Source organism: Buchnera aphidicola (Ceratoglyphina bambusae) (assembly GCF_039363085.1).
GTDB classification, from domain to species: domain Bacteria; phylum Pseudomonadota; class Gammaproteobacteria; order Enterobacterales; family Enterobacteriaceae; genus Buchnera_G; species Buchnera_G aphidicola_E.
The window spans coordinates 18,562-35,125 of record NZ_CP134982.1 but is presented as its reverse complement, the minus strand read 5'-3'; the positions used below and the strand labels follow the sequence as shown (position 1 = coordinate 35,125).

The following is a 16,564-nucleotide window of genomic DNA, read 5'->3' as shown; positions in this document are numbered from 1 at the left end:
GAAATCACCAGTATTATAAATTTGTTTTAATAATAAAGAAAAATATAAAATTTTCTAGATAAAATCCAAAAAAATAAATAAAAAATTTTATTTTTTTTATATAATCAAGAGAAAAAAAATGGTTTACTCTTATACTGAAAAAAAAAGAATTAGAAAAAATTTTAGTAAAAGATCTAAAAGTTTAGATATACCATATCTACTATCCATTCAAATAAATTCTTTTAAAAAATTTATTAAAAAAGACAAAAAAAATTTATATGGTTTAGAATCTGCTTTTAAATCAGTCTTTCCTATAAAAAACTATAATTGCAGTGCTGAGTTACAATATATAAAATATAAATTAGGAAAAAAAACTTTTAATGTGAAAGAATGTAACACTAGAGGTTTAACATATTCCGTTCCATTAAAAGTTCAATTAAAACTTATAATATATGAAAAAGAAGAGTTAAAAAATAAAATAATAAAAAGCATTAAAGAACAAGAAGTATATATGGGAGATATACCATTAATGACAAAAAATGGAACTTTTATGATAAATGGAACTGAAAGAGTAGTAGTATCTCAATTGCATAGAAGTCCTGGAGTCTTCTTTGACAGTGATAAAGGCAAAACTCATTCTTCTGGAAAAATATTATATAATGCACGAATTATACCATATAGAGGATCCTGGATAGACTTTGAATTTGATCCTAAAGATAACTTATTCGTAAGAATAGATAGAAGAAGAAAATTACCAATTAGTATATTTTTAAAAGCATTAAATTATAAAAAAGAAGAAATATTAAATATATTTTTTAAAAAAGATAAATTTAATATAGTTAAAAATAAATTTTATATGAAACTGTACCCTGAAAGATTAAGAGGAGAAACAGCATATTTTGATATTATACATAAAAAAAAAATATATGTAAAAAAAGGAAAAAAAGTAACAATAAATAACATTAAAAAATTAAAAAAAGAAAAAATAAAAGAAATAAAAGTTCCAATAGAATATTTAATTGGAAAAATTGTATCTGACAATTATTACAACAATAATAAAATTATTATATCTGCAAATTCAGAATTATCTATAAAAACTATAAAAAAAATAATTAAATCCAAATATTCTTCAATAAAAACAATATTTACAAATGATTTAGACCAAGGTCCATATATTTCAAATACTTTAAAAATAGATACTACAAAAAATAAAACTCAATCATTAATTGAAATATATAGAATGATGAGACCAGGAGAGCCACCAGCTCGTGATGCGGCAAAAAAATTGTTTAATAACTTGTTTTTCTCAGAAGATAGATATGATTTATCAGTTGTAGGAAGAATGAAATTAAATAAATCTCTTTCTAGGAAAAGTATATATGGACCATTAACATTAGAAAAAAAAGATATAATAGAAGTTATAAAAAAATTAATAAACATAAGAAATGGATATGGAAATATAGATGATATAGATCATTTAGGAAACAGAAGAATTAGATCAGTTGGTGAAATGGTTGAAAATCAATTTAGAGTAGGATTAGTAAGAGTAGAACGATCAGTAAAAGAAAGACTATCATCAAATGATTTAGAATCTTTAACACCTCAAGAAATAGTAAATGCAAAACCAATTTCAGCATCTATAAAAGAATTCTTCGGATCTAGCCAGCTATCTCAATTTATGGATCAAAATAATCCATTAGCAGAAATTACTCATAAAAGAAGAATTTCAGCTCTAGGTGTAGGTGGATTAACTAGAGAAAGAGCTGGATTTGAAGTAAGAGACGTACATCCAACACATTATGGAAGAGTATGCCCTATAGAAACCCCAGAAGGGCCAAATATAGGGTTAATAAATTCATTATCAGTTTATGCGAAAATTAATAAATATGGTTTTCTAGAAACTCCCTACATAAAAGTAATAAATAAAAAAATAACTAAAAAAATTCATTATTTATCTGCAATAGAAGAATGTCAATTTATAATTGCGCAAGCTAATACTAATATAAACAAAAACAATGAATTTGTAGATAATTTAATAACATGCAGGTATAACGGAGAATCTGGATTATTTGCGCCAGATAAAATAAACTATATGGATGTGTCTACTCAACAAATAGTTTCAGTTGGAGCATCTTTAATACCATTTTTAGAACACGATGACGCAAATAGAGCTCTTATGGGGGCTAATATGCAAAGACAAGCTGTCCCAACACTAAAAGCAGAAAAACCATTAATAGGAACTGGAATGGAAAGATCTGTTGCTGTAGATTCCGGAGTGACAGTAATTGCTAAAAGAAATGGAATAGTAAAATATGTAGATGCATCTAAAATAATAATAAAAAATTATGAAAAATTTAACAATAAAAATAATCTAGGAATAGATATTTATAATTTAACAAAATATACTAGATCAAATCAAAATACTTGTATAAATCAAACTACTTGTGTGAAAGTAGGAGAAAAAATATTAAAAGGAGATGTTTTAGCAGATGGAACATCTACAGATTTAGGAGAATTAGCTTTAGGTCAAAATTTAAGAGTAGCATTTATGCCTTGGAACGGATACAACTTTGAAGATTCTATATTAATATCAGAAAAAGTATTAAAAGAAAACAGATTTACAACAATACATATACAAGAACTTTCTTGTATAGCAAGAGATACTAAATTAGGTCCTGAAGAAATTACATCAGATATACCTAATGTTAGTGAACATGCATTGTCTAAACTAGATGAATCTGGAATAGCATATATAGGAGCTGAAGTTAGAGAAAATGATATTTTAATAGGAAAAGTAACTCCTAAAGGAGAAACACAATTAACACCAGAAGAAAAATTACTAAGAGCTATTTTTGGAGAAAAAGCTTCAGATGTAAAAGATTCTTCCTTGAGAGTTCCTAATGGAACACTAGGAACTGTAATAGATGTACAAATTTTTACTAGAGATGGAGTGAAAAAAGATAAAAGAACAAAAGAAATAGAAAAAATGAATTTTAAAAAAAATAAAAAAAAAATATTAGAAAGATTTAAAATTTTTAAAAAAAACATATTTAATCTAATTAATAAAACTATAAATATAAAAAAATATAAGGAAGAAAAAATATTAACAATATATAAAAAAAAAATGTTTAAAAAAAAAATAGACAAAAATAAACAAAAAATAATAAAATTCTTAATAAAACAATATAAAAAACTAAAAAAAGAAACAAAAAGAAAAATAAAAATAGATAAAAAAAAATTCTTAAAGGGAGACGATTTAGCTCCAGGTATATTAAAGATAGTAAAAATTTATTTAGCAGTTAAAAGAAATATACAATCTGGAGATAAGATGGCTGGAAGGCATGGTAATAAAGGAGTTATATCTAAAATAAATCCAGTAGAAGATATGCCTTATGACAAATTTGGAAAACCTGTAGATATAGTTTTAAATCCATTAGGTGTACCTTCTAGAATGAATATAGGGCAAATTTTAGAAACACATCTTGGTATGGCATCTAAAGGAATAGGAAAAAAAATTAAAAAAATGTTAATCAAAAAAGAAAAAACAAAAAATATTAAAAAATATATAAAAAAAATATTTGATTTAGGAAATAACGTTACACAAAAAATAGATATACAAAATTTTTCAGAAGAAGAAATATTAACTTTAGCTAAAAATTTTTCTAAAGGAGTTCCTATTTCTACACCAGTTTTTGATGGGGCTAAAGAAGATGAAATTAAAAAAATGCTCAAATTGGCTGGATGCCCAACATCTGGGCAAATAGAATTGTTTGATGGTAAAACAGGGGAAAAATTCGAAAGATTAGTAACTGTAGGATATATGTACATGCTTAAATTAAATCATCTAGTAGATGATAAAATGCATGCTAGATCAACAGGATCATATAGTTTAATAACACAACAACCATTAGGTGGAAAAGCTCAATTTGGAGGTCAAAGGTTTGGAGAAATGGAAGTATGGGCTTTAGAAGCGTATGGTGCCTCACATACTCTCCAAGAAATGCTAACTGTTAAATCAGATGATGTTAGCGGTAGAACAAAAATGTACAAAAATATTGTAGATGGAGCATATAAAATGAACCCAGGAATGCCTGAATCATTTAATGTGCTTTTAAAAGAAATAAGATCATTAGGAATAAATATAGAATTAGAAAACAAATAAACATATAACTTTTTATAAAATACTTATATTAATATATTTAATCTATAGAGAAAAAATTTTGAAAAATTTACTAAAATTTTTAAAAGGAAAAACTAAAAATCTAGAATTCGATTCTATAAAAATTTCACTTTCATCTCCAGATATAATAAGATCATGGTCATTTGGGGAAGTAAAAAAACCAGAAACAATAAATTATAGAACATTTAAACCAGAAAGAGAAGGTCTATTCTGTGCAAAAATTTTTGGCCCTATAAAAGATTACGAATGTTTATGTGGAAAATATAAAAGATTAAAATATAGAGGGGTGATATGTGAAAAATGTGGAGTAGAAGTTACAAAAAGTAAAGTAAGAAGAGACAGAATGGGGCATATAGAACTAGCCTCACCTATAGCACATATTTGGTTTTTAAAATCTCTTCCATCAAGAATAGGATTATTATTAGATCTTCCATTAAAAGATATAGAAAGAGTTTTATATTTTGAATCATATATAGTTTTAGATAGCGGATCTACAAAATTAAAAAATAATCAAGTGTTATCTGAAGAACAATATTTAAATTTAATAGAAGAATTTGGTGAAAGTTTTAAAGCAAAAATGGGAGCTGAAGCAATACAAATTCTTTTAAAAAATATAAATTTAAAAAAAATGTCTAAACTTTTAAGAAAAAAATTTAAAAAGACTAATTCAGATAATAAAAGAAAAAAAATATCAAAAAGAATAAAACTCATAGATTCTTTTATACAATCAAATAACAAACCAGAATGGATGATTTTTAATGTTTTACCAGTGTTACCGCCTGACTTAAGACCATTAGTACCATTAGATGGAGGAAGATTTGCTACATCTGATTTAAATGATTTATATAGAAGAGTTATAAACAGAAATAATAGACTAAAAAGATTATTGGATCTTTCAGCTCCAGATATAATAGTTAGAAATGAAAAAAGAATGTTACAAGAAGCAGTGGATGCATTATTAGATAACGGCAGAAGGGGTAGAGCAATCATTGGTTCTAACAAGAGACCATTAAAATCACTAGCTGATATGATAAAAGGAAAACAAGGAAGATTTAGACAAAATTTATTAGGAAAAAGAGTAGATTATTCTGGAAGATCTGTAATAACTGTAGGACCTTATTTAAAACTTAGTCAATGTGGGCTTCCTAAAAAAATGGCTTTAGAACTTTTTAAACCATTTATATATGGAAAATTAGAATCAAAGGGTTTAGCAAACACTATAAAATCCGCCAAAAAAATGGTAGAAAGAGAAGACTCCATAGTATGGGATATACTAGATGAAGTTATAAAAAAACATCCAGTATTATTAAACAGAGCTCCTACATTACATAGATTAGGAATACAAGCATTTCAACCAATTTTAATAGAAGGAAAAGCTATTCAATTACATCCTTTAGTGTGTGCTGCTTATAATGCGGATTTTGATGGAGATCAAATGGCTGTACATATACCTCTTACATTAAAAGCACAAAAAGAAGCTACATTGTTAATGATGTCAACACAAAATGTTCTATCTCCAGCAAATGGCGAGCCTATAATAGTACCATCTCAAGATGTAGTATTAGGTTTATACTATATGACTAGAGAAAAAATAAATGCAAAAGGAGAAGGATTAATTTTAACTGGCCCTGATGAAGCAGAAAGAATGTATTTTTCCAATTTAGTATCATTGCACTCTAAAGTAAAAGTCAGAATTACAGAATATAAAAAAAATAATGAAAATATTTTTAAAAAAAATACTAATATAATAAACACTACTATAGGAAGATCAATATTGTGGAATATAGTGCCAAAAGGATTGCCCTTTAAAATTATAAATAAAGTTTTAGAAAAAAAATCCATCTCAGAAATGTTAAATGCTTGTTATAGAATACTAGGATTGAAAAAAACTGTAAATTTTGCTGATCAAATTATGTATACAGGATTTTATTACGCTGCTAAATCTGGCTCTTCTGTAGGAATAGATGATATGACTATACCAACAGAAAAATATGAAATTATAAACGATGCTGAAATAGAAGTATCAGAAATACAAGAACAATTTCATTCAGGATTAGTTACCGCGGGAGAAAGATATAATAAAGTTATAGATATATGGGCTAATGCAAATGAAAAAGTTTCCAAAGCTATGATGAAAAATCTTTCCACTGAAAAAATACTTAATAAACATGGAAAATTATTAAATCAAATTTCTTTTAATAGTATTTTTATTATGGCTGATTCAGGAGCAAGAGGATCTGCCGCGCAAATAAGACAACTAGCAGGAATGAGAGGTCTAATGGCAAAACCTGATGGATCTATAATAGAGACCCCTATAATAGCAAATTTTAGAGAAGGATTAAACGTTTTACAATATTTTATATCTACACATGGAGCCAGAAAAGGATTGGCAGACACTGCATTAAAAACTGCAAACTCTGGTTATTTAACTAGAAGATTAGTAGATGTTGCTCAAGATTTAGTAATAACTGAAGATGATTGCAAAACTAATAATGGAATGTCTATATTCGATACAATAGAAAGTGGAGAAATTAAAGAATTTTTAAAAGACAAAGTATTAGGAAGAGTAGTTTCAAAAGATATAAAAATACCAGAAACAAAAGAAATATTAATATACAAAAATACTTTATTAAATGAAAAACTTTGCAAAAAATTAGAAGAACATTCTATAAATAAAATAAATGTTAGAACAGTTGTAAACTGTGAAACAAATTTTGGTGTATGCGCGAAATGCTATGGAAGAGACTTGTCTAGGGGAAAACTAGTAAAAAAGGGAGAAGCTATAGGAGTTGTCGCGGCACAATCTATTGGAGAGCCTGGAACTCAATTAACTATGAGAACATTTCATATAGGAGGAGCCGCTTCTAGATTAGCATCAGAATTTAACATACAAATAAAAAATTCAGGAATAATAAAATTACATAATGCTAAAACTGTTACTAGAAATGATGGAAAAGTAATTATAACTTCTAGAAACGTTAAATTAAGAATAATAGATGAACATGGAAGAATAAAAGAAAATTATAAAATTCCTTATGGGGCTATCTTAAAAAAGAAAAATAAAGAAAAAATAAATTCCGGAGAAATAGCAGCACAATGGGATCCCCATGCCATTCCTATAATATCTGAAGTTGATGGATATATAAAATTTTCCGAAATGATAGAAGGACAAAGTATAATAAAACAAACTGATGAATTAACAGGATTATCTTCAATAATAGTTTTAGATACTTCTGAAAGAACAAATTTAGGAAAAGATCTAAGACCTGCTATAAAAATTGTTGATAAGAAAGGAAACAAAAAATTAACATCAAATTCAGAAATTCCTATACAATATTTTTTACCAGGAAAATCAATAATTCAATTTGAAAACAATCAAAAAATATCATCAGGAGATGTTTTAGCTAAAATACCACAAGAATCTAGTGTAACTAAAGATATTACTGGAGGATTACCTAGAGTCGCAGATTTATTTGAAGCTAGAAAATCTAAAGAATTAGCTATATTAGCAGAAATAAGTGGAATAATATCTTTTGGGAAAGAAACAAAAGGAAAAAGACGATTAATAATAACTCATACAAATAAAAAAAAAACACATGAAGAAATGATACCAAAATGGAGACAATTAAATGTATTTGAAGGAGAAAAAGTAGAAAAAGGTGACATAATTTCAGATGGATCAGAATCTCCTCATGACATATTGAGATTAAGAGGAGTAATACCTGTTACTAAATATATAATAAATGAAGTACAAGAAGTATATAAATTACAAGGAGTAAAAATAAATGATAAACATATAGAAGTTATAGTAAGGCAAATGCTAAGAAAAGCTACTATTATAAATCCTGGTGATTCTAATTTTTTACATGAAGAGCAAGTAGAATATTCAAAAATAATTTCAGAAAATAAAAAATTAAAAAAGAAAAACAAAAAAATAGCTACATTTAATAGAAATCTTTTAGGAATAACTAAAGCTTCTTTAGCAACAGAATCATTTATTTCCGCTGCGTCATTTCAAGAAACTACTAGAGTGTTAACAGAATCATCTATAGCTGGTAAAAAAGATAAATTAAGAGGATTAAAAGAAAATGTAATAGTTGGAAGATTAATACCTGCTGGTACTGGATATTCTTATCACAAAAAAAGATTAAAAATCAGAGAAAAAGAAAAAAATAAAAATAAAGAAAATAAAAAAAATATAACTACAGTAGAAGAAGCTTCAGCAAATTTATCAGAAATGTTAAATTCTAACTTATAAAATTTTTATTTCAAAAAACATAACATATAATTTTTAAATTTTATTTTTTATAAAATTAATAAAATATTTATTAATAAAATTTTTTATTAAAAATATAAATTTTATATATTTAAACAAAAACTTAATAAAATTCACAATAAATAACACTTATTAAAATTTTATATACTATGTATATAATATAAAATAATACTTGTTATGTAAATAAAAACATAATATAACATTATTATTAATGAAATTTTTTCTACAAAACAATATAAATTTTATATAAATATATAATAATATTAAGGAACATTTATGAATAAAGCGCAATTAATTAATGCTATTGCAGAAAAAACTTCTCTAACTAAATCTCAAACTAAAAATACATTAGAAACTACATTAAAAATAATTACTCAATCTTTAAAAAATGGACAAACAGTTCAAATAGTAGGATTCGGAACTTTTAAGGTCAATAAAAGATCTGAAAGAATAGGAAGAAACCCACAAACAGGAGAAGAAATTAAAATAGCTGCCACTAAAGTTCCTTCTTTTGTTTCAGGAAAAGCATTAAAAAACGCTGTAAGATAATCTATTATTATAAAAAATTATAGTTCTTCTTATTTTTTAAAAAAAAATATATTTTAATAAAATATTTTTTTTGAAAAAAAAATAAAAATTAAATAAATTAAATAAACAAATTTTTAATAATTAATATGCATAATATTAAAAATTATTAAAACATAAATTGTAATACAAAATTATATTATAGTAAAATATACTAAAATATAATATATAATTATATAATTAAATTGTAATTAAAATTACAAACTATTAAAACTGAACATAACATTTAACTTCAGTTTTAATAGTAAACAATATTTTAAAAAAAATAAAATTTTATTTTTTTAAAAGTTTATTTCTTATATTTTTAACAGATAAAACCATATTTTTTAAAGACAGTTTAGTTTCTTTCCACGTTCTAGTTTTTAATCCGCAATCTGGATTTATCCATAAATTTTTTATATTAATTTTTTTTATACATTTTTTTATGTTAATTTCTAAATCTCTTTTACTAGGGATATTAGGATTATGAATATCATATATTCCAGGACCTATACTATTAGGATACTTATTTTTTTCAAAAAATTTTAAAATTTTAAAACTAGATTTAGACGATTCTATAGTAATTACATCAGCATCTAACTTTATTATAGCATCTATAATATCACTAAATTCTGAATAACACATGTGTGTATGAATTTGTGTTTCATCTTTTACTACAGAAGAAGACAATTTAAATGCATCTACAGCCCAAGATAAATATTCCTTTTTAAATTTTTTTCTTAGAGGTAATCCTTCTCTAATAGCAGGCTCATCAATTTGAATTATTTTTATTCCTAATTTTTCTAAATCTTTTACTTCATCTCTTAAAGAAATAGCAATTTGTTTAGATATAATATTTTTTGATATATCTTCTCTACAAAAAGACCACAATAAAATAGTTATTGGCCCAGTTAACATTCCTTTAACTAATTTATTAGTTTTGGATTTAGCGTATTTTATCCATCTTAATGTAATAGGTTTTTTTCTATAAACATCACTAATTATAATAGGAGGTTTTACACATCTAGATCCGTAACTTTGAACCCATCCAAATTCTGTAAAAACAAATCCTTCTAAATTTTCTCCAAAATATTCCACCATGTCATTTCTTTCTGGTTCTCCATGAACTAATACATCTATACCTAACTTTTCTTGTTCTAAAATTACATTTTTAATATATTTTTTAATAGCATTATCATAAGTAACGTTATCTATTTTTTTATTTTTAAAATTCAATCTAATTTTTCTTAAAATTTCTGTTTGAGGAAATGATCCTATAGTCGTAATAGGTAATATAGGTAATTTTAAATTATCTTTTTGTTTTATATATCTTTTATCATAAGAACTTGTTCTATATAAACATTTTTTTTTAATATTTAAATTAAATTTTGTATTTATTTTTACTTTGTTATCATATATTATAATTTTATTTAATAAATTTATGTCTGAATTATTTAAACATTTAGTTAATAATGATAATTCTTCACATTTTTGCACAGCAAAAGAAAAAATATTACTAAATTTTTTTTTAAGATTTTTTTCTAAATCAAAATCAACTGGAACGTGAATTAATGAACAAGAACTTCCTAAAAATATTTTTCTCTTAATATTATTTTTAATAATACAATTTATTTTTTTATATATTTTTTTTAAATTAGATTTCCATATATTCCTTCCATTTATAACACCCAAAGATAATATCCAATCTTCTGGTATTTTTTTTTCTATATCTTTAATATTATATTTTTCACTAACACAATCTATATGAATTCCACTTACAGGAATGTTCTTTATAGTATTTATGTTATGACTAATATTACCAAAATAAGTAGTTAATAAAATTTTGTTGTTTTCATTATATAAAAAATTATATGAATATATAAAAGAATTTAGCCATTTTTTTTTTAAGTCTAAAACTAATATAGGCTCATCGATTTGAACATAGTCAACATTTCTATTACGTAATTCTGACAAAATATATTTATATATTGGTAAAATTTTATCTAAAAGTTCTAATCTACTAAAATTATTATTATCTACTTTTTTACCCAACCATAAATAACTTATGGGTCCTAACAAAATAACTTTTATTCGCTTAAATCCTAAATTTATAGCATAGTCAACTTCTTCTATTATTTGATTCCATGAAAATTTAAAAAAAGAATTTTTCTTAAATTCTGGTACTATATAATGATAATTAGTATTAAACCATTTAGTCATCTCAGAAGCATCAGAAGAATCTCCAATAGAAGATGATCCTCTAGCAACTTTAAATAAAGTATCTATATCAATAGTTCTATTATTAATATTTTTATGTCTTTCTGGTATATTTCCAATCATCATACTAGTTTGCAAAACATGATCATACCAACAAAAATCCCCAATAGAAATGAAGTCTAATCCTTTAGATTTTTGAATATGCCAATTTTTTTTTAATATTTTTTTACCTTCTTCAAACAATTTTTTTTTATTAATTTCATTATTCCAATATTTTTCTTGAGATATTTTTAATTCTCTCATAGAACCTATTCTTGGAAATCCTAATATATGACTAAAAATATTCATTAATTTATTTCTCTTATATAAGAAAACTATATTTAATAAAAATATTAATTTAAAAAATAAAAATTTAATTTAAAAATTAAAAATGTTATTACTATAATTAAATAATAATAAAAATTTAAAAAAAAATATAAATATAAATTTAATACAATATTGTTATAAAACAAAAATATAAATTTAAGTAATTATATCACTAATGTTAATAACATAATATAAAATATTTAAAATTAAAAATATAGTTTCTATAAGTTTCATATAAAAAAATAAAAATTCAATATGTTAATTTTCTATTTCTAATTTTAATTTTTTCATAGCAACTTTTTCTATTTGTCTTACTCTTTCAGCAGAAATACCATAATATTTAGCTAAACTTTGTAAAGTACGTTTTCTATTATTATACAACCATCTAGAATTTATAATATATCTACTTCTCTTATCTAAATTTAATAAAGCATTGTTCAATTTACTATTATTATATTTTCCTAAGTTATCTTTCTCAAAAACATTCGCAAAATTAGAAGTTTTATCTTTTAAATATGAAGAAATATATTTAAATTTCAAATCTTTTTTTTCATCTATTGAAGAAAAATTAAATGTGATGTCTTTGGTAGACATTCTAGATTCCATTTCTTGAACTTCTTCACATGTAACACCTAATTCTTCTGCAACTAGTTCTAATTCTTTTTTATTAAACCAACCAAATTTTTTTTTGTTCTTTCTTATGTTAAAAAATAGTTTTCTTTGAGATTTAGTAGTAGCTACTTTAACTATTCTCCAATTTTTTAGAATGTATTCATGTATTTCTGACTTTATCCAATGTACAGCAAAAGATATTAATCTAACTCCTATTTTAGGATTAAACTTCTTAACTGCTTTCATCAATCCTATATTTCCTTCTTGTATTAAATCTGATTGTAATAAACCATATCCTAAATAATTTTTTGATATATGTATTACAAACCTTAGATTAGATAAAACTAAAGTTTTTGCTGCGTTTAAATCATTTTTATAATATAAAAGTTTAGAAAGATTTATTTCTTTTTCTTTATCAAGTACAGGCCAAGAAAAAATTAATTTTATATAAGAATTTAAATTACCTAAAGATCCATTAGAAACAGTATAAAAAGTTTTTAACATTTCAAATACCTAAAAATTATAATTATTTATAAAAATATATAAATAATTTTTTATTATAATTAAAATTATAAAATAAATCAAAATTTTAATAATTACATATAAATAAAATAAAAAAATATATTAACTTTTAAAAAAATATATTTTATTTTAAAATAGATTCAACAAAATCTTTTTTTTTAAATTCATATAAATCTTCTTTATTTTCTCCTAAACATACATATCTTATGGGAATATTAAATTTATCAGATATATTAAATATCATTCCACCCTTAGCAGAGCCATCAAGTTTAGTAAAAATTATTCCAGTTATATTCAATTCTTTGTAAAATATTTTAGTTTGTTCTATAACATTATGACCGCTGGATGAATCTATAATTAAAATTATTTCATCTGGAAAATTTATATCTATTTTTTTTGAAACTTTTACAATTTTTTTTAATTCAAATATAAAATTTTTATTATTATGCAGTCTTCCAGAAGTATCTGCTATTAATATCTCAATATTTTTACTTCTCGCAGAATTTATGGCATCAAATATGACTGAAGCAGAATCAGATCTATAATGTTGGGAAACTATTGGAACATCTATTTTTTTTGAAATAATTTTTAATTGATCTATAGCAGCAGCTCTAAATGTATCACCTGCAGCTATCATAACCGATTTACCTTGATTTTTATACATCCAAGCTAATTTTCCGATAGTAGTAGTTTTCCCTACACCATTTACTCCTACTATTAAAATTAAAAATGGATATTTTTTTTTTATAATTAAAGGTTTGTCTGAATATTTTAATATATTTAGTAACTTTTTCTGTAAAATTTTATAAATTAATTCTTTATCAACTATATTTTTTGAATCAACTTCGCTTATTAGCTCAGATATTATTTTAGAAGAAGTATCAAATCCTATATCACATAACAATAATTTATTTTCCAAATTATGAAAAAATTTTTTATCTATAGAATTTTTTAAAAAAAAATTTTTAATTTTATCACTAATTTTTTTTCTAGTATTATAGAATTTTTTTTTAAAAACATTTAATATATTAGATTTTTTTTTATCATGCTCATTATAATTTTTTTTTAAAATTACATTATTATCTTGTTTATCTTTAACTATATTTTTTTTTTTTTAAAATTAGGAGTGAACCAAGAAAAAAATCTGCTAAATTTATTTTTTGACATATTTTATTCTCTTTTTATAATATTTATTATTACAAATTTTATAAAATTTATTTATAAAAAAATAAATTAATAATTTTATATTATAAAAAAAATACAAACTAAATACAACATAATAATATTATAAAAATATGAAAATAATTGCCGGAAAATTTAAATCTAGAATTATAAAAATAAATAAAAACAAAAAGTTAAAACCAACAACAAATTTAATGAAAAAAACATTATTTAACTGGTTATCTAACTATATAAAAAATTCTAAATGTTTAGATTGTTTTTCAGGAAGCGCTGCTTTAGGAATAGAAGCTATATCAAGAAATGCTAAATTTGTAACTTGCTTAGAAAAAAACTTTAATATATATAAAAATATATTAAAAAATATAAATAATCTATCAATAAAAAATATTGAAATTATAAATGTAAATTCAATTATATGGTTAAAAAAATATGGAAAACCATATGATATAATATTTTTAGACCCACCATTTAAAACAACAATTATAAATTATATAATAACTTTATTAAAAAAAAATAATTGGACAAAAAAAAATACATTTATATATTTAGAAAATCAAATTAAAAAAAAAATATTTATACCTAAAAATTGGAAAAAATATAAAAAAAAAACTGTAGGACAAACTATTGGTAATTTATATATAATAAAATAAAATTTAAATATTAAATATAAATAAAAAATATAAAAATATAATTTTAGTAAATATAAATATATTAAGAGAAAAAAATATGAATATGAAAAAAATAAATAGTTTAAACGAAACTATAGAAAATTTTATAAAAAATCCATTAAAAATTTTGTATAAAAGCAAAAAAGAAATTATATCTATAGTTAAAAATGATATGCCTGTAATGTATATTTTTAGCCCTAAATCTATAAAAAAAATTATATCTAAAAATAATAAATATATAAAAAAAAAAAAAATAAAAAGATTTAATAACATAATTAATAAGAAAATATTAGAATCAAAATTAAAAATGAATCATAAATTTTCAATGCATAAAAATTGGAAACCTGATAAAGATTTTTTAAAAAAAGCCTCTATATGGGGGATCAATATAAATAAAAAAGTTTCTAAGAATGAATTAAATGCATTTATAGATTATTGGGAAGCTGAGGGAAGATTTTTACATAATATACAATGGCAACAAAAATTAGCTTATAGTTTAAAAATAACTAGATCAATAAAATCAAAAGTATATAAAAATGAAATAAATAAGATATGCTCCAAAAATAGTATTATTCCAGATGGTTTTAGAGATAAATAATGAAAAAAAATACTATTAATTTTTTAAAAAGATTAAAAAAATTAATTCCAAGTCATATAAAACCAAAATTTAAAAATGATAAAGATTTATTATCTTGGAATCAAGAGCAAGGAATAATTTCTTCTAAATCTATTTTAAAAAAAAATAAAATTATGAAAATAAAAAAAACATTTAACAAATCAGGAATAAAAGAATTATATATAAAATGTTCATTTAAAAATTATAAAATAGAACATAAAGGACATGAAAGAGTTTTAAAAGCAGCAAAAAAATATGCTAAAAATTTTAACAACAATATCTCTAGTTTTATATTTTCAGGAAACCCAGGAACTGGAAAAAATCATTTAGCTTCAGCTATTGGTAATTACTTAATATTAAAAGGAAAAACTGTTTTAATAGTTACAGTAGCAGATTTAATGTCTAATATGAAAGGAACTTTCAATGGTTCCAATCATATGACAGAAGAAAATTTATTAAACAAACTAAGTACAGTTGATCTTTTAATGATAGACGAAATAGGAATGCAAACAGAATCTAGATATGAAAAAATAGTTATAAACCAAATTGTAGACAGAAGATCTTCTTCAAAAAGATCTACTGGCATGCTATCAAATTTAAATCATGAAGGAATGAAAAATTTATTAGGAGAAAGAGTCATAGATAGAATGAGGTTAGGAAACAGTTTATGGTTAAATTTTGAATGGAATAGTTATAGAAAATATGTATAAAAAAAATTATTGTTTAACTCTAGAAACATATTTAGAATTTTTAGTATCTATTTTTATAATATCATTTATTTTAATAAATAAAGGTACACAAATTTTAATTCCGTTTTTTAAAATTGCTAATTTATTTTTAGAATTTACATTGTTTTTAGAAAATTTTTCAAAATCATAAATTTTAAAATTCATAAATTTTTTAGGAATGACTGAAATTAAATTTTTGTTCCATACTAATCCAGAATATTTTTCTCCTTGCAATATCCAATTTAATACATTTTTTATATTATTATATTTTGTTGAAATTTGGTCATAATTTTTTAAGTTCATAAAATAAAAAGTGTCTTCAGATTTATATAAAAAAGAAATTTTTATATTTTCTATATCTGCTAGTTCAAAATTTTCATTAGATCTTAAGGTTTTTTCTAACAATCTATTATTTATTAAATTTCTAATTTTAGTTCTTATAAAAGTTTGTCCTTTGCCTGGTTTTACAAATTCAACATGTTCTATATTAAAAGGAACTTTATTAAAAATAATTTTTAATCCATTTTTAAAATTATTACTATTACAAAATATCATATAATTTTATACTCTTATTAAAAAATAAAATAAAAAACTTATCCTTAGAAATAAAAATCTAAGGATAAGAAAATATTAAAATACAATGATCTTTTAAAA

10 protein-coding genes are annotated in these 16,564 nt (G+C 22.5%); 6 read left to right on the top strand and 4 right to left on the bottom strand.

Annotation, left to right across the window (positions count from 1 at the left end):
- Window positions 1-118: 118 nt before the first annotated feature.
- From rpoB to RJD23_RS00130, 3 genes are all read left to right on the top strand, one after another.
- On the top strand, window positions 119-4,141 hold the full coding sequence (rpoB, locus tag RJD23_RS00140) for a DNA-directed RNA polymerase subunit beta (RefSeq protein WP_343188244.1): 4,023 nt from the start codon (window positions 119-121) through the stop codon (window positions 4,139-4,141).
- A gap of 58 nt (window positions 4,142-4,199) precedes the next feature.
- Window positions 4,200-8,417: a DNA-directed RNA polymerase subunit beta' gene (gene rpoC, locus RJD23_RS00135; RefSeq protein ID WP_343188243.1), complete on the top strand. Its 4,218-nt coding sequence runs from the start codon at window positions 4,200-4,202 to the stop codon at window positions 8,415-8,417.
- A gap of 294 nt (window positions 8,418-8,711) precedes the next feature.
- Window positions 8,712-8,984: an HU family DNA-binding protein gene (locus RJD23_RS00130; RefSeq protein ID WP_343188242.1), complete on the top strand. Its 273-nt coding sequence runs from the start codon at window positions 8,712-8,714 to the stop codon at window positions 8,982-8,984.
- Window positions 8,985-9,293: 309 nt separating this feature from the next.
- Here RJD23_RS00130 and metE read toward each other — a convergent pair whose 3' ends face one another.
- The 3 genes from metE to ftsY all read right to left on the bottom strand — a co-directional run bounded on the left by metE (window position 9,294) and on the right by ftsY (window position 13,635).
- Complete coding sequence (gene metE, locus RJD23_RS00125) at window positions 9,294-11,564, bottom strand: 5-methyltetrahydropteroyltriglutamate--homocysteine S-methyltransferase (protein ID WP_343188241.1); 2,271 nt, start codon at window positions 11,562-11,564, stop codon at window positions 9,294-9,296.
- 276 nt (window positions 11,565-11,840) lie between these two features.
- Window positions 11,841-12,698, bottom strand: a complete 858-nt coding sequence (rpoH, locus tag RJD23_RS00120) for an RNA polymerase sigma factor RpoH (protein ID WP_343188240.1) — start codon at window positions 12,696-12,698, stop codon at window positions 11,841-11,843.
- A gap of 142 nt (window positions 12,699-12,840) precedes the next feature.
- Window positions 12,841-13,635: a signal recognition particle-docking protein FtsY gene (ftsY, locus tag RJD23_RS00115; protein ID WP_343188239.1), complete on the bottom strand. Its 795-nt coding sequence runs from the start codon at window positions 13,633-13,635 to the stop codon at window positions 12,841-12,843.
- A gap of 376 nt (window positions 13,636-14,011) precedes the next feature.
- Here ftsY and rsmD point away from each other — a divergent pair, with 376 nt between their 5' ends.
- The 3 genes from rsmD (at window position 14,012) to dnaC (ending at window position 15,892) form a co-directional block, all read left to right on the top strand.
- Window positions 14,012-14,548 carry a 16S rRNA (guanine(966)-N(2))-methyltransferase RsmD gene (gene rsmD, locus RJD23_RS00110; RefSeq protein ID WP_343188238.1) on the top strand — a complete coding sequence of 179 codons (537 nt, stop codon included), beginning with the start codon at window positions 14,012-14,014 and terminating at the stop codon, window positions 14,546-14,548.
- Between the two features lie 76 nt (window positions 14,549-14,624).
- Window positions 14,625-15,164: a DnaT-like ssDNA-binding domain-containing protein gene (locus RJD23_RS00105; RefSeq protein WP_343188237.1), complete on the top strand. Its 540-nt coding sequence runs from the start codon at window positions 14,625-14,627 to the stop codon at window positions 15,162-15,164.
- A complete protein-coding gene (dnaC, locus tag RJD23_RS00100; protein ID WP_343188236.1) occupies window positions 15,164-15,892 on the top strand; it encodes a DNA replication protein DnaC in 729 nt (242 codons plus the stop codon). Before RJD23_RS00105 ends, dnaC begins: the two co-directional genes overlap by 1 nt.
- Window positions 15,893-15,898: 6 nt before the next feature.
- Here dnaC and RJD23_RS00095 read toward each other — a convergent pair whose 3' ends face one another.
- Window positions 15,899-16,465 carry an elongation factor P gene (locus tag RJD23_RS00095; protein WP_343188235.1) on the bottom strand — a complete coding sequence of 189 codons (567 nt, stop codon included), beginning with the start codon at window positions 16,463-16,465 and terminating at the stop codon, window positions 15,899-15,901.
- Between the last annotated feature and the right edge of the window lie 99 nt (window positions 16,466-16,564).